This is a genomic window from Limnohabitans sp., from assembly GCF_031539105.1.
GTDB lineage: Bacteria > Pseudomonadota > Gammaproteobacteria > Burkholderiales > Burkholderiaceae_C > Limnohabitans.
Genome location: NZ_JAVKLM010000008.1, coordinates 1 through 21,092, shown reverse-complemented (window position 1 = coordinate 21,092; position 21,092 = coordinate 1). Strand labels below are relative to the sequence as shown.

Here is a 21,092-nt window from a genome sequence, read left to right as displayed (position 1 = left end):
TTATCCGTTCTAAATCCTTGATTCCATTACCCTTTTAGGCTTTTTTGCCGTTAGCCCTTAAGTCATTTGCAGGAGCCAGCGTTTGTAAAAAGCTGGCTCAATCCTTTTGATAAGCCCATTACCCCTTTGAAATCCTTGGTCTTTTCCAAGTTATTGATTCAGAAGGATTATTTTATTGATGTGTTGTAAATAACGTTGACAGTGCTTATTAATTAAGCGGTTTTTGAGCTTTGAAAAATAATGGCTCTATTTACACTATATCACGAAAAAAATCTCGTTTCGCTTGAAATATTTGAAATCACGTTGTTCAAGCGAAATCAGACAAAAAGCTTGACTTTTAGTGCAATGCATACGTGCGGCTGACCACCGCACGGATTGAAGCTCCTTTCAGTCCATGACCTCGGGGTGAGGTCCTTGGATCTCACCCCACTTTTTAAGGTGTCGTGTGAAACCGCATTGCTTACTTGTCAAAGTAGCATTTCTTAGCTTGTGCGCAAACGTGCTGCCCTTACAGGCGGCACAGCCGAGTGCGTACATTGATCAGTGCTTGCAGCAAGCCGCGCAATTCCATCGGGTTGCCTATCCACTACTGCGAGCTATTGCCGAGCAAGAGTCTGGGTTTAGTTCAACCGTCAGTAACACCAACAAGGATGGCTCTGTTGATTACGGGCTGATGCAAATCAATTCAAGTTGGTTGCCTAAGTTGAGTGCATGGGGCATCACAAAGCACTCCCTGTTTGACCCCTGCGTAAACGCTCATGTAGGGGCGTGGATTCTTTCTCAAAACTTTCGACGTTTGGGGGTGAACTGGACTGCCGTAGGTGCATACAACGCAGCATCAGAAGCCAAGCGTACAAAGTATGCATGGGCGGTTTATCAACGCTTAAACAGGTCCACAAGCACAGTCGTGCTTGATCAACAGCGCATTGTTCCTAAGTCCACTGGTGGTCGCTTAGGCGTCTGGGAGCGTCCAGTTGAACAGGTGGCAATGGAATGAGTGCATCAGCTCATTTCGATGGATCAAAAGCCATGCTCGCTCATTGCGAGAGGGTGCTTCGCGGCGATCTTGGTAGCTTGTACCAATACTTTGACGATCCAAGTGTTCAAGAGATCATGATCAATGGACCTGAAAACATCTGGATTGAACGCGCTGGACAGTTTGAACGTCTTGAGTTGAGCATTCCAAGCTCAACTTTGATTTCGGCAATTACCACTGTTGCAAACATCAACACCAAAAGCAGCACGAAGTCGCCCTTACTTGATGCAAGACTACCTGGCTTACGTGTAGCTGCAACGATGCCGCCAGTGGCGACATCCGGTGCCTCAATGTGTATTCGTCGACACAGCTCACAGGTGCGTAAATTGGATACCTACGTGGAGCAAGGGGCATTCGATCCCGTGTGGCGATTTGACTCAGCAAAAACTCAAAAGATCGTCGAGCGACCAAGTGATGAATCAATCGCCCAAGGCGGTCAAGCCATCGCTGATTTGTTTCGCTGGATCGTTAGCACTCGCCAAAACTTAGCGGTCACTGGTGCAACTTCGGCAGGTAAAACCAGCTTGCTAAATGCAATCGCTCAAGAAATACCCGCCACCGATCGTGTTGCAACGATTGAAGATACCGCAGAGTTGCAAATTAGTGTGCCAAACCACATTGGATTTGAGGCAAACCCAACGTATGGCGTAGACATTCGCTCATTGGTGAAGCACACGTTGCGATATCGACCACACAGAATTTTTGTGGGTGAAGTACGTGGTGGTGAAGCGTTTGACATGCTTGATGCATACAACACGGGCCATCCTGGCTCGGCTGTCTCATTCCACTCAGACTCCGCTGAATCTGGCTTGTATCGCTTGGAGAACATGGTCCGAATGGCTCCTGAAGCCTCGGGATGGCCACTCGCAGATTTACGTCGCCAGATCGCTTTAACTTTCCCATTTGTCGTGCATGCAGGTGTCCTGCATGGATGGCGTGCTCTCAATGAGGTGATTGAAGTCATTGGTGCAACTGAGGATGGCTATCACACCAAATCACTTTTTAAACGAACCGTTGAATATTACTAACCAAGAAGGTCTACCCATGAAAAAACCCCAAGCATTGATCCAAAAAATCATCGAAAAAATTGTCGCAATCAACGCGTCTATTGCAATAGCCGCTTATTTATTGATGCTACCGAGCACTGCAAATGCAGGAATTTTGTCATCTGGCATCTGTCGTCCATATCGACAACTTGTAGATAACGAACTGTTTGTCGTTGTCTCAGCAATCATGGCTGTGGTCTTGGTCATTGGTTGGAAATTGGCTGGTACAGGCTCCAAAGCAATTCAAAGTGGCATTGGTCTATTGGCTGCACTTTTCATTGGCTTGAACATTGAAAACATCATTCAAACCGCTACTGGTGTTGGCATCTTCTGCTGAGGATTCGGGTATGGAAGAACTAGATAGCTCAGAAGTCAAACAGTCACTGTTAAGTCAGCTCACCACGTTAGGTGTAGATGACTGGTTGTTCGTGATCAATTTGTGTACGGCAATCCTTGTCTCAGTAATTTTGCGCTTTCCACGCTTTTTAATTCTTTCATTGATCATGCATTTTGTATTGATGCTCGTCACTCAAATCTCCCCTCAATTGTTAGAGAAATATCTCAAACATATGAAACAAGCAGACCGCTACACGCCGTGGCCAATGGTCACACAAAAACGAGGTTTACGCCCACTTGGGTATGGACGAGACGTGCAGATATGAAAACGCTTTCAATTGCTGAAAAAACAGCTATCTACTCTCAGAATGCTGGGCAACCAATTGCAGAACTTTTGCCGTGGTTGTTTCCGCTGTCACCCAAAATCGTGGTGCAGAAAGATGGTTCATTGCTGGCTTCTTTTGTATTCAAGGGATTGGACATTGATTCAACATCGAATGCCGATATCAATTCAGCAAGAAGGCAAGTGCTTTACGCCTTAGATCAACTGCAAGAGCAGCCAATCATGATGAATTGGCAAATGCGTCGTCGTGAGACAACAAGCTATCCAAATTCAAAGTTTCCTGACCCAGTAAGTCAACGTATTGACGAATTGCATTGTGAAACACTAATGGCGAACAAGCAGTTTGTAAATGTTCCTGCTTTTTCCATTGTGATGCTGCCTCCGGCAGACAGTACTCGTTTTCTTAACCGGTTACGCCGTGCATCTGAGTTGGGCGACGACAGCTTATGGGGCGCATTGAAAGCCTCAATGACTGGTATTGGCGACATTCTTCAAGGGCGTAGCGATTTCCCGCACACAAACTCAGAAGATTTGATTGATGCAGGCAAACAATTTGAAAAGTACATCAGTCAATTTTTAGCTGCAACAAGTGCACTAGGCATCACTCAGCTAACAGGAGACGCTTTTTCTGGTTATTTATGTTCGTGTGCAAATCCAACTCGCAAGATTTCACGTGTTGCATTTCCTGACCCTGAGTACTTTTGGGACACGGCACTATGCGCTGACTATTTAAATAATTTTTCGTCTGATGAGTTGATCTTTGAAGGGCAAGAGAAGATCTTCTCTGCAAGTTATTCATTTCGATTAATCAAGCGTAAACGCCTGTCACTGGACTTGTTCGACAAGTTGCTAGCTGACCGAGTTGAATTCACGTTGACGCATGTTTATAAATTCTTACCGCGTAAAAAAGGTATGAATGTCGTCAAAGCGATGGCCAGGCACCATGGTGATAGAAAAATGTCACCTGCGGCATGGGCATTCGGCTTACTAAATGGCGGCGATTTTAGTGGTGCAAAAATTAACGAAGGGCGAGTTGAAGCTGAAGCTGAGGCTGAAAATTTCGCAAGTCAAATTGAAATGAGTAGTAACGGTGCCGGTTATTACTACGGAGGTCTTGTCGTCCATGCACAAAGCGCCTCTGAACTTCAAAATAGTTGCCAGCGTGTCGAGGAATTGCTAAGTGGCGCTCGCTTGCTGCCAATGCGAGAAACCCTTCACAAACTTTCAACTTGGACGGCCACAATTCCTGGCTCACACGAAGAAATCGCAACATGGCAAACGATTCAAACAGAAAATTTCGCAGATCTGCTACCACTTAGAACGATTGATGAAGGAAATCGCTTCAACAAGTATTTGTCTGAAGCGTTAAAAAAACCATGCCGTGCTTTGATGGTTTTGCCTACACGGTTTAAAACGCTCTATCACTTCACAGGCTATGTTGGAGATGTGGGGCACGTTCTCATTCTTGGGCCAACTGGACGCGGGAAAACCACATTTGCAAATTTGGGATGGACAAACTTTAGAAAGTATCCAAGTTCACGCGTACTCGTTTTTGACAAGAACTACTCTACACGTCCTGCCGTGTTGCTTCAAGGTGGCAAGTACATCGACCTCAACCCAGACACGCAAAATCAAGGCTCAAACCGCTACCGCATGGGACCGCTTTCTGCGCTTCTCAAAGGTGGCAATTTAGAACACGTTGGCTACCTAAAAGGCTGGGTAAAACTTCTTGCCCAAATGGTTGGGTACACACCCACTACAGATGACTTGAGCAGCATTGAACGTGCTTTGATTTCGACTGCTGAATTGGGTAAATCAGATCCGAGCATGTTGCGCTTGGCCACCTTGGTGTCCAAGCTCGATATGAGCTTGGGGCTTGCACGGGCACTCGTTCAATGGACGCAGGGCCACTCACTCGGTAGCTATTTTGACAATGACCATGATGACATTGATCTTGAGTCACTTACTGCGATTGAGAACGGCAGCATTCTTGAAAACGATGAGGTCGCGCCACCTTACATGAGCTACGCCTTTTATCGCATAGCAACACAAATGCGTAGCCTTGTTGGCGATTTCTCAATCGCACCAACATTCATATTCATCCCCGAAGTTTGGTATTTTTTGAAGAACCCCATATTCATGACAGAGTTCATGGAGTGGTTAGTGACTTTGCGCAAGCTTGGCGCTTGCATTTGGATGGATACGCAGTCACCAGATAAATTGGTGGAGTCAGCAATCTACTCTGCCATTCGAGACAACGTTCCAACGATTGTTTTGACACCCAATACCAGGGCACGTTCTGAATCGTTAGGAAGCCTCCTGCGTCGTGAATTCATGTTGTCTGAAGAGGCACTCACGCACATCGCAGAAGGGGTGCCCAAGAAAGACTTCTTCATCTCTCAAAGTGATGAGGGGAATTTCAAACGAATTTCTTTGAGTCTGACGCCTGGACAAATGGTGTATTTGCGCTCTGACAAATTGGCACAAGTTACTCTGAATCGCTGTATTGAACAGGGCGGCGATTGGCGCTCTAAATACATTGATTTGATGGTCAATACCCCCGTTTTAGATGATGAAGACGAAGACTTGGAGGTGTCCATATGAGGTCAAAGTGCGTACTGATTTGCATCGTTCTCTTCAGTAACTTCTCATACGCCAGTGGCTCCGCTGGTACTGCGGCATCAGAAGGTACACAGCTGATGAACAACGTTGAACTTGCGGCATCTAACGTCAAGCAAGCCAACATGGTCGCAATGCAAATCCAAGGAAACATCACCATGGTGAATCAGTATCTTGCAATGCTCACCAATCTGAAAAATTTGCCTGCAACGATGTTGCAACAGGCTAGGCAACCGTATTTCGGACAGCTCAATGCGCTCAATACATTGCTTGGCAGCGTTAAACGGGTTGGCAGTGCTTCCGCTGACGTTGAACGAGCAATGACGGCTCGTATTTCAGAGGCCGGAAAAATGGGTATGGATGTGGCCACCTACATGGGCTACGAGCAAAAGATGGCCAGCACAAAGGGTGGCTATTACAAAGAGCGTCTTGATCAAGACATTTCGACGATCAGCAACGCTCAAGATCGTGCAGCACAGTTGCGTGCTGTTTCAGAGCAAACACAGGCCATCACGGGAAACGTTGAAGGTCTTCAATTGCTCAACCAGCAAAGCACCATGATGGCCGGTGAACTTGTGGAAATCAAAACCGCATTGTTGACCCAAAGCGCGGAGAGAAATTCAGATTCCATCAACAAGCAAAACTCCAATGCTGCTCATGCCACGACTCTTCAAAACGCAGGGGCAGTCGGTACAGCTTTGAATACCAGAAATGGTGGTTCTAGCGTTAAAGCACCCACACCTTGGACAGATGGAGTATCCCCATGATGACTATTCAGAAAAGAATTCTCATCACACTTTTGCATCGCAAAGCTCTGACCCGTCGCGAAACGTGTTGGCTACTTAAAGCCGAAAAACATTATCGACAACGGTTTAGGGGTGAGCGAGACGATGAATTCGTAATTCCGAGGCTGGTGAATAGATCATTCAAACTGCTATTTTTATTGGCCGTACTTCGTCTATTGATTGAAGAACCGTTCTTGACCTCGTTGGGCTTTGTCGCAATGCCGTTCGCAATTTATGTTTTCTTACTGACCATCTGTAAATGGTTGTATCGACTTTTTGCCTGAGAGAGATTAACCATGGCTACTTGCATTAATCCCCAAGATGTCACGTTCGGTGACGCATTCACCTGCATGTACAACGCGGCCACTGGTGCGTTGAGTTCTAGGTCCACATTGCTTGTGGATGAAGGGTTAGACCTGGCAATTGTTTTATTGCTCATTACTGTGACTTGGGCTGTCTTGATGTGGATGCTTTCTAGCGATGGTATGACCGCATTGCAGCAAGTAACAAAAACCTTTGTGCGGTATTCAATCGTGGCGTTGATGCTCACAAGTTGGGCCACATTCACAACAAGTTTTTTTCAATCGAACATAAACCAAATCGCTCAAAAAGTGGCGGGAACTTCTGATGTAGGAGCTTCATCAAATCTACTGTTCCAAGCAGCTGCACAACTTTTCAAAGGTGAGCAAGATCCAAAATGCGCACAGTCAGCACCTATTCAGGTTGAAGCAGGCATTGATCCAGGATATCAAGCGGACCCATGCGGCGCTAAATCAGCGCCATCTGTTAGCGACATGCTTTGGTTTTTTCCAAAAATCATCATGGCCATGCTATTGAAGCTTGCCGCAGTTTTTTGTCTTGCTTTAACTTTGATTGCTTATGTACTTGCAATCTTGATGGCTCAAGTCATGTTCGGTATTGGTGTCGTACTCGGACCAATTTTGGTGCCTTGGCTAATTTGGGAACGCACTGAGTTTTTGTTTGATGGTTGGCTGAAATTCATGATTGCAGCTGCATTTACCAAGATTGTGGCTGCACTCATGGTTGCAATGACTGCTGATATTTTTGTGGTGATTCGCAGCATGGCTAACACTGTAGACGGTGCATCTGGTTATAGCACCGTAGATCTTGTTGCAGCTTTCATGATGGCCGTGGTCAGTGCCCTTACCGCATTCATGATGTGGCAAGTACAGGGGATTGCGCAGTCGCTGGTTAGCGGTGGCAGTGGTGCCAGTAGCAAAAACTTTGGCAACGGGCTCATGGGAAGAAAGATGCGATCCATTGGCTCCGATGCGTTATCGAAACTTACACAGATGGCAAAGAAATGACGAACTCAATGAGTGGATGCTTGTCCATCCGCAAACCCATCGTCATATCCAGAGCGCTTTCCTCGCTGGTAAGAACGATCTTGAATTTGCTTCAAGGCAATCAAATCGGGATCTTCTTCTCGGCGGCGAAAAAACACGCTGTAGATAACCCAGATTATCAAAGCATTAGCTCCAAGGCCAAGAATGATCGAAAAAAACTCACGCATAAAACTTTCCATGATGTTCTCCTATTTGGCCTGAGCCAAGGCTTTTTCAATTTTCTTGTCGGTTTTGTATTGCCCAAGGGCGTAGACCGACCAAATGACAGCTGGAATCCAGCCGATCAGCGTGAGCTGCATCACCAAACAGAAAAGGCCTGCGAATGGACGACCAATCGTGAAGAAGGTCAACCATGGCAACAAAAAAGAAATCAGAAGTCTCACGCTTTAGATGTTCGCACTGTTTTACCTAAAACGCAAGTGTCAACTGGTTGGTTGACAACAAATTTACCTTGGAGTCTCAAATGAGTGAAGAAGCAATCAGCATGCCCCCAAAAGGGACTCAGGAGGGGCTGACTGCCGCTGGTGTCTACAACGATCTTGTTGATGGGTTGAAGCAGCAGGTTATGGACTTGCGTCGTGACAAAGCGATTTGGCAGTTAGTCGGCTTGCTTTTGCTCATTGGCGTACTGATCATGCTGCCACTGCGCAAGCGAATTCCATACTTCTTTGAAACGGACTCGTCCACCGGTCGTGTGACGATGACCAATCGCGTAGCGGAAGAACTCAAAGTTTCTGACAAAAACATCGCTTACTTCTTGCGTCTATGGACTGCGCGACTAACCATCATCAATGCTGCGACTCTCAAAGAAGGGTTGCCAAGCGCCTATAAGTGGACTCGCGGTGGTGCAGTTCGCGAATTGGACGACTGGACTGAAAAGGTCGATAAAACCGCCGAACGTATTGCCAGAACACCAGGTTTGACACGTGAAATTTTGGGCGTTCCAAACGTGTCATTCAACGAAGACCGCACAGTGGCATTCATTGATTTCATCTGGATTGAAAAAGTTCTTGGTGTTGAGCGTGAGCGCCGCCGAAAACTTCTCACGGTTGAGTACGGCGCAGCCCCTCCAAAAGATGATGACCAAGACCCTGATAACCCGTTGGGACTGGGTATTACCCATTGGACTTTGAACGATCAGGTGGAGGCACGTTAATGAATTTATTGCATATGAAGTCGGTGCACCGTTTTTGCTTGTTTGCTTTGTTGGCAAGCACTCTCAACGTCAATGCACAAGATGCCACAAGCCGACGTCCAGCCGCACCATCTAAGTCTCCGCTTGAGGAGCTATTGCTGTTGAGCAAAGAGATCGGCCCACGACCTGGTGCGGTAGTGCCCAAACCATCTTCAATTGATTCGCGACTTGTTGTTTTTCCATACAACAAGGACGCGATTTACCCTGTCAAAACGTGGTTCTCACGATTTACACACTTTGAGTTTGCATCTGACGAACAAATCTTGTCGGCAGTTGTGAATGATGAATCAGAGTGGGAGGTCCGTGTACTTGGCACTGGAACAGATTTAACGGTACGACCAACGCAATCTGGAGCCTCGGGTTCTATGTTGATCATTACGACAGCGAGGCGCTACCAAATTGATTTGGTGGATGTTCTCCCGTTCAAAGAAGCCAGGCATCAACGTGTTTCATGGCGATCATTCGACTCGGGTGTTTACGAAGATCGAGCGCTAATTTCCCAACTTGCAGGCAAAAAGCGCAATGGTGCAACCCGAACAGGCGATGGCGAGAGTGAGCCGCAAGCAACTTCAGATGCAATGCCTCTGGTCAGCTTGGATAACTTGAACATGGAGTACAGCATTACAGGGGACGCTGACTTCAAACCAATCATGGTTTTTGATGATGGCAAGCGTACTTGGATCAAGTTCAAAGACGCTCAACCGATGCGGCCAATCATGTTTGCGGTTTCACCTGAGGGCATGGCCGAAAACGTTGAATACGCAGTGCACGGGCCATATTTCATTACTGCAAAGATTTTTCAACATGGAATATTGTTGAAATCTGGTGCCGCTGAAATCAAGATCCGCAATCAAAAAACATCTTCGTGCGGTGTTTTTGATTCCTCATGTCGGGGCGTAGCAGTTAAGAACTTCAACGATGGAGGTGAACTCAAATGAGTCAACCTCAAACGTCTCCAGTTGGTTCACGTGCGGCAAGTCGCAAGTGGATTACCTATGGCGTAGGTTTGCTGATCTTGTTGATTGGCGTGTCTCTGATTTGGCGCAACTTATCAGGTAACACACTCAAAGATCAAAAAATAGCAGCCCAAAAAGTCAAAGACGACAAAAAGATTGCAGCTGCCACACCTGGAGATTCGGGTGCATTCAGCACTCGACTTGAACAGCGTCGTAAAGAAGTGGAAGAAGACATGGCCAAGGAGGAGGGGGTCAAGAAAAAAGACGGCCCATTGGATTCTTCAAAAGCAAAAAATACCACCGAGGGCGGTGTGGGTCACAAGATTGCAACGAATGGTTCCGGTGATCAAACTGGCTATCCCAAAGGCACGCCCAGCTCCACAACTGGTCAGGACGCAAAGGATAGCGAGTACGACGCTCGTAAACAGGAAATGATGCGCAATGCGCAACGAAAAATGGGTGTTTGGGAATCCGAAGCTCTCAAAAATACTGGTGCAAAAACTACCAATGCAACCAATCCTAATCAGGCGCTAACTCAACAGTTGGCTGCATATGCAGCAATGACTGGAAATAGCGCTGGTCTTCCTACTACTCCACAAGCGGACGAATCAGCCAAAACTCCTGCCTCTACAGCTGTCAACCCCTTGGTTGAGGCCTACATGCGCACCCAAGGGCAGGGGCAGGGGGCAACAACGTCTGATGCCAAAGACAAACAGTTTATGGACCATTTGGCCGCAAACAAAGGAAAAGAGCCTGCGCAGCCATTACGTGCTCAATCTGGTCCTGGCCCTTACAGCCTGTTAGAAGGTGCATCCATTCTTGTTGGCGTTCGTGGCGCTGTCTCCAGCGATAAAGCAGGACCATGTCGTGTGCAAGTTGAAGAAGACGTATATGACACGGTGACGCAGCGCGTAAAACTAATTCCAGCCGGAACCACGATCCTGTGTACGTACAACGCCGAGGTTGCTCACGGCCAAGAAACGATGTTGCTGGCATTTACAAAAATGACCTTCCCTTCAGGAGCGCATGTGATTTTGGGTGGAATGCCTGGATCTGATCCACAAGGCGCTATTGGGGCACCAGCAGAGGTGAATTCACGGTTTTGGAAGACCTTTGGCACCAGTTTCATGGTGGCCGCGATTGCCACATTTGCTGAAAGAAATACATCCAATACCGGTACGACTATCAACGTGAGTAATGGTGCCGTTCTAGGCAGTGCTGCAACACAAGCGCTTGCAGATGTAGCTAAGAAGTCTCTTGAGCGAAATATCAACATCAAGCCTGAGCTTCGCCTCAAACCCGCTGATCGTCTTCGCGTTGTCGTCACAAACGACATGGTTCTAGATCCAAAAATTACAGGAGTTCGTCAATGAAATTTAAAAAATGCTTTTCACAAATCGTGCATGTTTTTGTGGGCGCGATGTTGACCGTGTCAGCAAACGCACAAACAGGTTCATCCCAAAAGTATGACTTCAATTACCGCGTGTCAGATGAACGAATTTCCGTCTTTGACGATGGGAAGGTCACGCGGATTCAATTGCCGGAAGGTATGACAATTCCAATTGTGATGTCTCAAGAACCTGCCGGTGATGTACTTCTTGATCTGAAAAAGGACTCACCCTACCTGTCAGTTCAAGGCACATACACAAAGCTGGTGATGCGCTGGAGTGGCAAGCGTGAAGTCGTTGCAAGTTACAACGGGTCCATTGAAATTGAGCGCCAAGGTCGCCCTGCAGCTTTTGGCATGGCCACACCGGCACGCACCTATGGCGCTGTCAGCGAACCAGTTGAGTTTGAAAAAACACAGATGGCTGTTCAAACTACAGAAAAAGCTCCTGGTCTTTCTACGGTAGAGAAGCAACAAGCTGAATCAGCAGTGCAGGCTGTCGCAGCAAATGCGCCTATTAATGCACCAGCCATTGAGCCACAGGGGGCCAAGTTTGAGGTTTCACCCTTAGATCAAAACTTCAGAAAAGTCTTGATGAAGTGGTCAAAGGACTCTGGATGGACATTTGAACCTGAACATTGGGCCGTCGCACGAGATATCCCAGTCAGTGGCTCTGATGCTGTCATCACTGACTTTAAAACTGCGGTTCGTCGCTTGCTGAAAAGCACCACGCTGACTGATCTGCCCGTTCAACCATGCTTTTATTCAAACAACGTCTTGCGTGTCATTCCAGCAAGTGAATTGTGCGCACGTTCTGAAAACTAATCGAGGCCAATCATCATGAAATTACTTCACAACACATTATTTTTGGCTGTCTCACTTGCATTGTCTGGATGCGGAACGTATTTTGCAGACCGAGACATTCGTAGCGATGGCGAAAAAACAAGCGATCGTGTTGATCAGTACCAACAAGTGGCAAAAAATCGCGCAAAAAATTACAAAGATCAAGCGATTCGTCAACAAGATGTTGAAGCGCCTTGGTTAGCTGGTAAAAGCGTGCCTTTGGCACGTGACTTATCTTTGCCACCAGTGCTGCGAACACGCCTGCGCTTGTCTGAAAATTCTATGGATGCTCTTGGGCGCACCAAGGTGACGGCCATCACACCAGAGTGCAACCCCAACACCTACACATTACAACGTCTTGCCAGCTGCGTAACAGCACTCATTGGCGTTCCCGTTCGAGTTAAACCTGATGCCTTGCTGCCAGCATCGCAGTTTGCATTGCGTCGCTCCGCATCGAGCGGAACTCCTCCCTCTACGCAGCCAGCACAAAACCAAAATCAAGCCCAAGAGCTGTTGAGTGTTGCCCCTGTGGATATGGATCTCAATACGTTGCTGGATATGGCTGATGCAACGTGGGGGGTAAGTCATCGTGTTACGGAAAACGGAACAATCGAAATTTTTCGACTTGAAACACGTGTATTGCGCTTAAAAGCACTGTCTCAAAAAATTCCGAACGTTATTACTACAAGTTCTGGATTTAAAGAAGAGTCAAAGACTACCTATGAAAACACGGCTACCGATGTGCTCACAAGCATGAAGGCCTCTTTGTTAGCAATGGGAACTGTTGCTGGTTCAATTGAAATAAATCCTGAATCTAAGTCAGTCATTGTGACCGATACACCTGATGCAATTGCACGCATCGAAAGCTATTTAGAGACTGAAAACAAACGGTTGACACGACGCATTACATTGATTGTTGAAGAGCTGTTCGTGACTAATAAACACGGTCGTGAAGTCTCAATTGACTGGACCCTTCTTTATAAGCGTGCTAATGGCATGAATGAGTCGTTCACATCACCTAAATCTCTTGCAAGCTCGAATCCAGGCTCTCTCGGGTTTAGCGCATCGAGCACTAGTCAGTACACCGGTTCAACGGCAATTTTGCAGGCATTGGATGAGATGGGGTTGACAGTGACACGGCGAACTTTCCCTGTGTCCACCTTGAATGGAAATGCCCAAACAATCGGCTTACCAACTGTATTTGATTACGTGGCCAGCGTGGCCAGCAATACGTCCACATCCTCACTTGGCAGCGTGAGTGCGCCCACGATCACTCAAAAAGAGGACAAGTATGGTGTTTTCTTGACTGTGACACCGGAAGCCCAAGATGATGGCCAGATTTTGGTCGCATTGAACCTAGCAGACCGTACAGGCACGCTTACCCCCTATACCGTGCAGGTGCAGGGTAGTGGAACCACGATTCAGCAACGCAACATCCAAGAGGCCAATTTAACGGGGCGAACTGTTGTGCGTACAGGCGTCACGCATCTGATTGGTGGCCTTGATGAGTCGGTAAATGGCTCAAATTCACGTCGATTTGATGAAAAAGCTCCGCTAATTCTTGGTGGTTCTGATGCCACCAATCAGTCATCGCGTCGAATCATTTTGTTGGTAACTGCGGTTGCAGAAGACAGCATTTAAGAAGTTGACCATGTCTCTTTTTAACCGCAAAAAACCACAAGGCTTGACCAACAAGTCATCGGGCCGTACCGAGGTAACTCGTTATGCAGCTCGTCCATTGCAGTTCGTTCAAAGTTCAACGGCTAGTCGAGCATTGGTATTAGGTTTGAACTGGCGCACCATCTTGTTAGCTGGTGGAACCAATGCTGCGATCACGATCGCAAGAGAAGGGGCTGCAACGCACTACTGTGTTGTCGGTGGACAAACAGTCGGCTATGGGCTAGTCCCAAAGGACAAGACGCAAACACTTCCTGAGCAGTCATACCCTGCGGCGCTGTTGGCCGGTCGTCAACATTCAGGTGATGCACTTTTTGCCTTATCTCTCAGCTCTACGGAGATTTGGGTTGCTCAGACGCGAAGTGGACGCCCTAGTGGCATAGATGAAGTGCTCATAGAGCGTAATGGCCAAGTGGACAAACTTGCACTCGCATGGCTGTCTAAACGACTTGCTCAAAATTCTTCGTCGGTTGTTTATACAGACATTGATGTGAGTACCACTGGCGCAAAGTCGCATGTGTCGTCTCTGGCTTCGCTCATGACGATTCCGGCCATGCCTGCCGATGCGTTGCTCGCGTTGCCTGCTGCTAATTTCTTGGCACAAATCAAGGTGCCAATGCCGCTTTTAAAGGTCGCCGGTGCCGTTTTGTTGCTGTGGGTCTGCAACACGGGATATGACGCCTGGAATGCCTCTGTTACGGCTCAAAAAAGAGCCGAAGAAATGGCGCAAAGACAACAGAATGAAGACCCTAAGAAGGTTTGGCTTGAATCAATAAATCGCCTTGGTGGAGGGCGTTTAAATCCATCTATTGATAACTTGCGGCCATTGCGTAAATCACTTGGTGAGTTACCTGTAAATTGGCGAGGCTGGCATTTGAAAACGGCTGTATGTAAGCCTCAAACTCCCAATGCCGGTAAACAAGCATGGTCTTGCTCCGCGAATTATGAGTCAGATGGAAAAGTCAACACGGCGACAAACGTTGAGTTGAAATCATCTATTCCACAGGGATTTACGGCCAAATTTGCTCCAACTCAATCGCTCTCTTTAGAGTGGAGTGTGGAGAGCCAGGTTAGCCCCTTGGATGTTGCTGCGCTCCCCCCTAGGGCGCATCACTTGTTGGTCACCGCATCAAAGCTTCAAGAGCTTTTGCCTGCACTGACTGATGCTCCAAAAATCACATTTACACCGTTGACAGTTACACCGCCCCGTAGATTCGATGGCACGGCAATCGCCATGCCATCTGATGTTGACTTGCCATCAGAGGCCTCCATCAGTCTCAAAGGGCCGTTACGCACGATTGATGCACTTATTGACCGAGGTGTGGCGGCAGAGTGGCGCAGTCTTACTTTGTCATTCGGACAAATTTCAGCTGAGGCCGTCAACCTGCGCACATCAGCCTTGCAAGTCGAACTTAATGGAATTTTTTATGCAAAAAACTAATCTTTTAAAGCTAATGATTGGTATCACTGGCGCATGTGCATTCGCAACTGCATTTGCTCAAGAGGCTGCCCCAACAAGCTCACAAACCGTTGATGCACTTCTTCAGGCTGAAAACAAATCGGTCTATGAGCGCGAGAACCCGCCGCGTCAAACTGTTCGGAAAAAATTGGATATGACAGTTCAATCAATTTACGGTTCTGAATCAAACATGCGTGTTGATTTGATGATTGGTGACAAGCTGCAAGCAGGCCAGTCTGTTGGTGACAAGGTTGGTCAATATGAAATTGGCTTGATTGAGGGGCGCTGCGTGTCTCTTTATCCTGCGCGATCGGCACGCGAACGTTCGCGTAGCGCGTTAATTCAAGCCAGTCTTGCTGGAGGTGAGGAATTTATCAAGCCAAAGCTCAAAGGCAAGCCGACGCAGCTTTGTTGGATCGCCCCAGTACAAGCCACGGCACCGGCGGCGATGAGTCCAGCTACGCCTATGCAAGGTTTTTACCCAAATGCACCTCTGCCAGCGGCATTAGTCGTTCCTCCTGGCTCACCTAGATAAGGGTGACTATGTTTGACTTTTTAAAACCCAAACAAAAGCATTCAAGCCCTATGGTGCGAACGCTCACCAGTAGTGCTACTGAAACTGTCGCAACGATCCCTATCGTGGCGATTGCAATGGATGAGGACCGTGGATACAGGTTCTCATCTGAATTTATTGAGCGTAGTGATGATTTGACAAGTGTGCCGTTTGTCGAATGCATAAACGCAAAGCTCTCGCTCTCTCCACATCTATTTGTTTCTGTCGCGATTGTGCAAGCGGCCAAAGCCGGTAAAACCGCTGTCTTGCTCGTTGCGCCAACAGTGACAACGGATGATTTGACTGAATACGAAGAGATTTTGACCAAGCAGGGCTGGTCGCTACCAAGTGAGGGTTACCAAGTTTGGAGAGCCGCTCCATCCATCATCATCGCTGTCAGTCAAGGCCATCTTGGCCACCATCAAATTAGCGCTGTTCAATCCATCAACAGAGACAGTGGCAAGAGTGCGTTGTGGCAGTCCTTCGTTGACGTTGCTCAATGGGCATTTGATCAAGGGGCCAATGACATTGACTACGCCGTCAATATTCATGATTCAATGTCGCAAATTTGCTTCAAGATTGATGGCCGATACCTTAAGCCTCAGAGGTGGCGACTTCCCACCGACACGATGCTTCAAATGCTTGGTATTGCTTGGCAACGGGGCGATGGAGGCTCCGATGCTACTTTTCAGCAACGCATCGAGCAACAGTGTCGAATTGAGGTTGATTTAGCAAACGATGTTCGGGTTCGATTGCGCTGGTCTGGTATGGCTATTGATTCAGGCCCAGTAGTGACCATGCGTTTGCAAAAATTAGGTGCGTCATCGGTCGTGAAGACCTTGGAGGGGGCTGGATATTTGCCGTGGCACTTGGAGGTTTACAACCGCGTAATCGCAACACGCGGTGGCATGATAACCATGGCCGGAACCGTTGGTAGCGGTAAATCTGTTTCATTGGCAATTTTGATGGGCTTGCTTCCTACTCATATTAAAAAAGTGAGCATGGAAGACCCCGTTGAAATTGATATGCCTGATGTGTATCAAAAAACAATCAGCCGCGATTTACTCAAAACTGGGGATGGTGACGATGCCGCATTTTCATCAGGTACGCGTGCACTATTTCGGTCTGCCTTCGATACATTTTTACTTGGCGAAATTCGGGATCGTGAAACAGCGCGGGTTGCACGCGCTGTTTTGGAATCAGGACACTCACTTTACACAACCACGCACGCACCTGGTGTTCTAGGAATTTTTTCAAGGTACGTCAGTCCACAAATTGGAATCCCACTCGATGTACTTGCAACGCCTGGCAACGTCAGGCTGAATGTGTACCAAGCACTCTTGCCAAGGAACTGCCCACATTGTGCGAAGTCTCCTGATGATTACGTGTCTGCCTTCAACTTAAGAGGGGCGGCGCTGACTGACCATCAGAATTACCTTGATCGCTTTGAACGCCTGTACGGTTTTGATCGCAATCTACTTCGATTGAGAGATTCCAACGGGTGTGACCAGTGCGTTAAGCCCGAACTTTCTGAACTTAATGGTTTTGCTGGTCGCACAGTTGCAGCAGAAATGCTTGAGCCAGATGAAGCCATGTGCGATTTGTTGCTCTCAGGCAATCAAGTAGGACTACATCGTTATTGGCGTGAGCTGTCAAACCAGAAGTTTGATGATCCTGATTTCACTGGTAAATCAGCCATGGATGTGGCAATTTACAAAGCGTCTCTTGGCCAAGTGGACCCACGCGAAATTGAACTTCAATTTGAAAGCTTTGCCTCGGTGGAGCATAAACGTGTTACCAGAAAAGCCAAATCAACTATGGCCGCTGTTTTGCGCACCGTTGGAGCTACGACATGAGCGATAAATTAACTTTTGGCCAAAAGCAGGCGGCAAGAAAATTTCGAAGTAAACGTGCGGAATATTACGAAGATTTGGCCGCACTGTTGAGCACGACCAATCGAAAAATGCTCTCAATTCTTGAGGCAGATGCTCTAAGGTATGTAAACACCCCTCGTGGTCAGTTGTCTGCCCTTTGGGCACAGAGATTTATTGACAACGGTGCCAACCTTGCTGCCGCGTGGCAAGGAACATTGCCAGCCGATGAAGTGGCCATTTTGTACGTTCAGCAGGATGCAGGGGAGGATGCCATCCCCTCAGCACTGAATGACCTTGCAGTGATGGCGCGATTGTCCGATCGTGTGATTTCTGAATCCATCAACACACTAGCGGTAGCGTTTTTGGCGATTGTTGTTGCAACAGTGGCAATTACCGTAATGCCTGGCTTCAGCGTCTCAACGATGAAAGAGTCAATAGAAATACCTGTGTCTTACTGGGGACCGTTCGGTCGAGCAATGGCAGCATGGGATGAGACGGTTAAAGCTTACGCTATTCCGGTCTTAATCGTTGTGCTGATGGGTACGACCTGGCTCATATGGTCAGCTCAAAACTGGGTGGGGCATTCACGTGAAACAGCTGACCGAACAGTCACCCTATACCGCACATTACGTGAAGTATCCGCAGTTCGATTTTTGATGGCCATGTCCACGTTGACGCGCAAACGCGGCAACGTGATGCACACGCTCGAAGATGCATTGCTCAGCCTTGCTGATAGCAGCGCTTCTCCATGGATGCGCTGGCGAATTGAGCAGGTCTTAGATCGAATTGGCGAAACCGGTGCCACTACTTGTGATGTATTTGACTCTGGATTGTTGTCTCAAGAAATGTTTTGGCGACTCAGGGATGTGGAGGAGGGCAGTGGTTTTGCTGCCGCCTTTGACGTTACAAGCAAATATGTTGCAGCTCATTTAGTGCCACGTTTGATCAAACGATTGACTGTTTGGCGTTGGATCTTGCTATTCACAGGGGTGGTTGTCACTGGAGGCATGGTTTTATGGATTCAAACCGCCACATTCGAAATGAAAGCAGCAGCCATGAACTACATGGCCGGATGAGGAGGTAATGGAACAAAAAATTACCAACTTCAAAAACAGAAATTTACCCACTTCAAACTTAAGGAATGATCATGAAAAAACCAATTGAAACCAACACCAAGACCAATCAGAAATTAGCTCGCAAAAAACAAGGCGGCTTCACCCTAGTGGAGCTCTCCATCGTGATGTTGATCATCGCCGTTTTAGGCACTTTGAGCTATCCAAAGATCCGCACATTTTTGGTTAGTGGCAAAACGAAGCCAACCGCCGATGATGTGACATTGGCGGTGACACGAATCCGTGCAAACGCGGAAGGTACTGGCAACACGCCATATACAGGCGTTGCAACGAATACGATTGCAAATACCTTGCGTGACCGCACCAATGCTTTGACCGTAACGGGTGTTGGAAATGCGGCAACGTTGCAGCACAAACTCGGTGCTACAGGATCTCAAGTAACAGCAGCACCTGCAACGATCACGACAGCGGGGGACAGCTTCACATTGACATTTCCTACTGTGAACAGTGGAGCGTGTCCTGAACTGGCCACTTCATTGCAAAACAGTGCGGAAATCATCTCAATCAATGGCACTGTTGTCAAAAGCGTACCCGCAGGCACCGTCTACAACGGTCAAACCGCAGCTGCTGCATGTACGGCTGACGACACCAACGCCTACGTATTCACATTCCGTTAAGAGATAGCCATGTTGTTTAAGACACGTTCACCTGTGACTCGAAGAACTAATGTGCGAGCCTCCTCGATGAGCGTGTCTCGGCAGCGTGGCTTCACCTTGATTGAGTTATCAATCACGCTGCTGATCATTGCTGTTTTGAGTGTTATTGCAACAAAAAAAATACTCAATGATGCTGACGATGCCAGTGCTGCGGCAACGGGCACTTATGTAAACAGCGCAGCAGCGGGGTTGGAGCGATTCGTTATCATGAATTTCACCTCGCTTTCAAACGGCACCAGCGTATCTGGTGTTGCTACTGCAACTCAACCAAGCATGGCAGAGTTAAAAACGCTGGGGCGCTTGCCAACCACTTTTCCGTCATTTGCTCCAAATCAACAGCAATTGCGATTTGACATTGTTCGCACAAGTTGCCCAGGTTCTGGTTGCACATTGACAGCGACCGCATGTCTGACTGCACCTATGACGGTCCGAGGCATTTATCGGGATGACCTAGTGACCCAAGCCATGGTATCCATGGGTGGCCATGGTGGACGCAGTCATCTCAATGCAGGCGCGATCGTGAGAGGCGCGAGTTTTAGCGTGGCTAATCCACTTGGTAATGTCGAGGGCGTTCTTTGCGGTTCAAACGCGGTAGATGCAGCGCTTTATGACCAGTTCGCAAAGATGAACGATACAAGGGACCCAAATTTTCAAGGCAATGTGAGTATTGCCGGTGGACTAAAAGTGGGGGCTGGGTCGAGTGGTTCAACGAGCTGTGCGTTAGGTGAAATTTTGACGAGTGGCCAAATCATCAGCCGAGCTTCAAATTGTGTCAGTCGAGCCTGGTTAGATGGCACTTCCGGTCAAATTGGCGTAGCCAATGCATCGGGAACAACGCGAGTGCTCATGGACGGTAGCAATGGCAGTTTGAGCAGCATGGATGCCTCCGGTACCACCCGAGGTGGCTTACGGTACAACGGGGCGGCTCAATCAGAGTTTTTTGCGGACAGCGTCACGAATAACGCCGGTACTGCTGGGGTTCGTTCAGATGGAACCGTTTTCGCAAGCAACGCTGTTCTGTCTGGTGCCACATTGAATGCCACGTCCAGCATTGGGGTAGCCTGCCCCACTGATGCGGCAATGTCATGGGCACTGCAAGGCACACGGTACACGCTAGTGCGATGCACTGGAGGCGTTTGGACTTCTACAGGTGGCCTTGCCGTTGCCACGCTAGGAACAGCGTGCTCACCCGATGGATCACCAGCGGTTTCGTCAGCCGGTGCCCAGTTAATTTGTTCTGGGGGTTCCTATGTCAATTTGACAGACCGAATGGGCAAATTTATTGCTATGGAAGCCTATACGGTTAGTGATGGTGGAACAGTTCCAAAGCCTATTTGTCAATCTGGTTCAACTGGTGCAGCTGCGTATCTGTTAGCAGGGAATGAAACCCAAAACATCCAGACAATGAATAGGTATGTCCAAGATGTTGGGACAAGTTGGATTGCCTATATGCGAAATGGTTCAGGCGTAGCTATTTCAGGGGATTTTGTTGCACAAACGTATTGTTTGTATTGATTTTTTAACCACCAAAGGAGATTTTCATGAAATTTTATAAATTTGGAATTGCACTCGCACTCACAACATTAATGAGTTCAGTATTTGCTCAAGGTGTTCCTCATGAGCGAGTTATTCAGGATTTCACGCGAACAAATCGGTTGACCGGTACGCCACTTGCTCCTGCTGGAGTGATTCCGAATCAATCACAGAGTTTTGGGGGAATGTACTACTGGGTGTATGGATGCGTTGGTGCTAACCCCTTCACGGGGTCATGCTCATGTCCAAGTGGTTACACCGCACAGCTATTTTCGGCGGTTAACGGTGAAGGTG

General features: G+C 47.8%; 20 protein-coding genes and 1 pseudogene. 19 read left to right on the top strand and 2 right to left on the bottom strand.

The features are described 5' to 3' along the window. Positions 1-547 precede the first annotated feature (547 nt). The 7 genes from RMR24_RS01190 to RMR24_RS01160 all read left to right on the top strand — a co-directional run bounded on the left by RMR24_RS01190 (position 548) and on the right by RMR24_RS01160 (position 7,493). Entirely contained in the window at positions 548-997 is a 450-nt protein-coding gene (locus tag RMR24_RS01190; RefSeq protein ID WP_310613262.1) for a lytic transglycosylase domain-containing protein, read from the top strand. After that, positions 994-2,064 carry an ATPase, T2SS/T4P/T4SS family gene (locus tag RMR24_RS01185; protein ID WP_310613261.1) on the top strand — a complete coding sequence of 357 codons (1,071 nt, stop codon included), beginning with the start codon at positions 994-996 and terminating at the stop codon, positions 2,062-2,064. Before RMR24_RS01190 ends, RMR24_RS01185 begins: the two co-directional genes overlap by 4 nt. Positions 2,065-2,080: 16 nt before the next feature. Then, positions 2,081-2,419 carry a hypothetical protein gene (locus RMR24_RS01180; RefSeq protein ID WP_310613260.1) on the top strand — a complete coding sequence of 113 codons (339 nt, stop codon included), beginning with the start codon at positions 2,081-2,083 and terminating at the stop codon, positions 2,417-2,419. Between the two features lie 10 nt (positions 2,420-2,429). Then, entirely contained in the window at positions 2,430-2,744 is a 315-nt protein-coding gene (locus tag RMR24_RS01175; protein WP_310613259.1) for a VirB3 family type IV secretion system protein, read from the top strand. Then, positions 2,741-5,365, top strand: coding sequence for a hypothetical protein (locus RMR24_RS01170; RefSeq protein ID WP_310613258.1), 2,625 nt, complete (start codon positions 2,741-2,743; stop codon positions 5,363-5,365). Before RMR24_RS01175 ends, RMR24_RS01170 begins: the two co-directional genes overlap by 4 nt. A gap of 95 nt (positions 5,366-5,460) precedes the next feature. Further along, positions 5,461-6,147, top strand: a complete 687-nt coding sequence (locus RMR24_RS01165; RefSeq protein WP_310613257.1) for a hypothetical protein — start codon at positions 5,461-5,463, stop codon at positions 6,145-6,147. Positions 6,148-6,461: 314 nt separating this feature from the next. After that, positions 6,462-7,493: a type IV secretion system protein gene (locus RMR24_RS01160; protein ID WP_310613256.1), complete on the top strand. Its 1,032-nt coding sequence runs from the start codon at positions 6,462-6,464 to the stop codon at positions 7,491-7,493. A gap of 5 nt (positions 7,494-7,498) precedes the next feature. On the opposite strand, the gene RMR24_RS01155 is transcribed toward RMR24_RS01160, so the two are convergent. Then, a complete protein-coding gene (locus tag RMR24_RS01155; RefSeq protein ID WP_310613255.1) occupies positions 7,499-7,711 on the bottom strand; it encodes a hypothetical protein in 213 nt (70 codons plus the stop codon). Between the two features lie 9 nt (positions 7,712-7,720). Further along, positions 7,721-7,915 carry a YqaE/Pmp3 family membrane protein gene (locus RMR24_RS01150; protein ID WP_310613254.1) on the bottom strand — a complete coding sequence of 65 codons (195 nt, stop codon included), beginning with the start codon at positions 7,913-7,915 and terminating at the stop codon, positions 7,721-7,723. Between the two features lie 80 nt (positions 7,916-7,995). Between RMR24_RS01150 and RMR24_RS01145 the strand changes: the two genes are divergently transcribed. From RMR24_RS01145 to RMR24_RS01090, 12 genes and pseudogenes are all read left to right on the top strand, one after another. Further along, a complete protein-coding gene (locus RMR24_RS01145) occupies positions 7,996-8,688 on the top strand; it encodes a VirB8/TrbF family protein (RefSeq protein WP_310613253.1) in 693 nt (230 codons plus the stop codon). Next, a complete protein-coding gene (locus tag RMR24_RS01140) occupies positions 8,688-9,665 on the top strand; it encodes a TrbG/VirB9 family P-type conjugative transfer protein (protein ID WP_310613252.1) in 978 nt (325 codons plus the stop codon). The genes RMR24_RS01145 and RMR24_RS01140 overlap by 1 nt, the downstream gene beginning before the upstream one ends. After that, positions 9,662-11,056 carry a TrbI/VirB10 family protein gene (locus RMR24_RS01135; RefSeq protein ID WP_310613251.1) on the top strand — a complete coding sequence of 465 codons (1,395 nt, stop codon included), beginning with the start codon at positions 9,662-9,664 and terminating at the stop codon, positions 11,054-11,056. Before RMR24_RS01140 ends, RMR24_RS01135 begins: the two co-directional genes overlap by 4 nt. Next, the gene (locus tag RMR24_RS01130) at positions 11,053-11,895 is read left to right on the top strand and encodes a TcpQ domain-containing protein (protein WP_310613250.1); all 843 of its coding nucleotides are present in this window, start codon (positions 11,053-11,055) and stop codon (positions 11,893-11,895) included. The genes RMR24_RS01135 and RMR24_RS01130 overlap by 4 nt, the downstream gene beginning before the upstream one ends. Positions 11,896-11,910: 15 nt before the next feature. Beyond that, positions 11,911-13,554: a hypothetical protein gene (locus RMR24_RS01125; RefSeq protein ID WP_310613249.1), complete on the top strand. Its 1,644-nt coding sequence runs from the start codon at positions 11,911-11,913 to the stop codon at positions 13,552-13,554. A gap of 10 nt (positions 13,555-13,564) precedes the next feature. After that, positions 13,565-15,031, top strand: a complete 1,467-nt coding sequence (locus RMR24_RS01120; RefSeq protein WP_310613248.1) for a hypothetical protein — start codon at positions 13,565-13,567, stop codon at positions 15,029-15,031. Further along, on the top strand, positions 15,018-15,584 hold the full coding sequence (locus tag RMR24_RS01115) for a hypothetical protein (protein ID WP_310613247.1): 567 nt from the start codon (positions 15,018-15,020) through the stop codon (positions 15,582-15,584). The genes RMR24_RS01120 and RMR24_RS01115 overlap by 14 nt, the downstream gene beginning before the upstream one ends. A gap of 8 nt (positions 15,585-15,592) precedes the next feature. Continuing rightward, a complete protein-coding gene (locus tag RMR24_RS01110; RefSeq protein WP_310613246.1) occupies positions 15,593-17,458 on the top strand; it encodes an ATPase, T2SS/T4P/T4SS family in 1,866 nt (621 codons plus the stop codon). Next, positions 17,455-18,552, top strand: coding sequence for a hypothetical protein (locus tag RMR24_RS01105; RefSeq protein WP_310613245.1), 1,098 nt, complete (start codon positions 17,455-17,457; stop codon positions 18,550-18,552). Before RMR24_RS01110 ends, RMR24_RS01105 begins: the two co-directional genes overlap by 4 nt. A 71-nt stretch (positions 18,553-18,623) precedes the next feature. Continuing rightward, complete coding sequence (locus RMR24_RS01100) at positions 18,624-19,226, top strand: prepilin-type N-terminal cleavage/methylation domain-containing protein (RefSeq protein ID WP_310613244.1); 603 nt, start codon at positions 18,624-18,626, stop codon at positions 19,224-19,226. 9 nt (positions 19,227-19,235) lie between these two features. Next, the gene (locus RMR24_RS01095) at positions 19,236-20,780 is read left to right on the top strand and encodes a prepilin-type N-terminal cleavage/methylation domain-containing protein (RefSeq protein WP_310613243.1); all 1,545 of its coding nucleotides are present in this window, start codon (positions 19,236-19,238) and stop codon (positions 20,778-20,780) included. A 26-nt stretch (positions 20,781-20,806) separates the two neighbouring features. Next, positions 20,807-21,092: pseudogene (locus tag RMR24_RS01090) on the top strand (hypothetical protein); the annotation flags it as partial.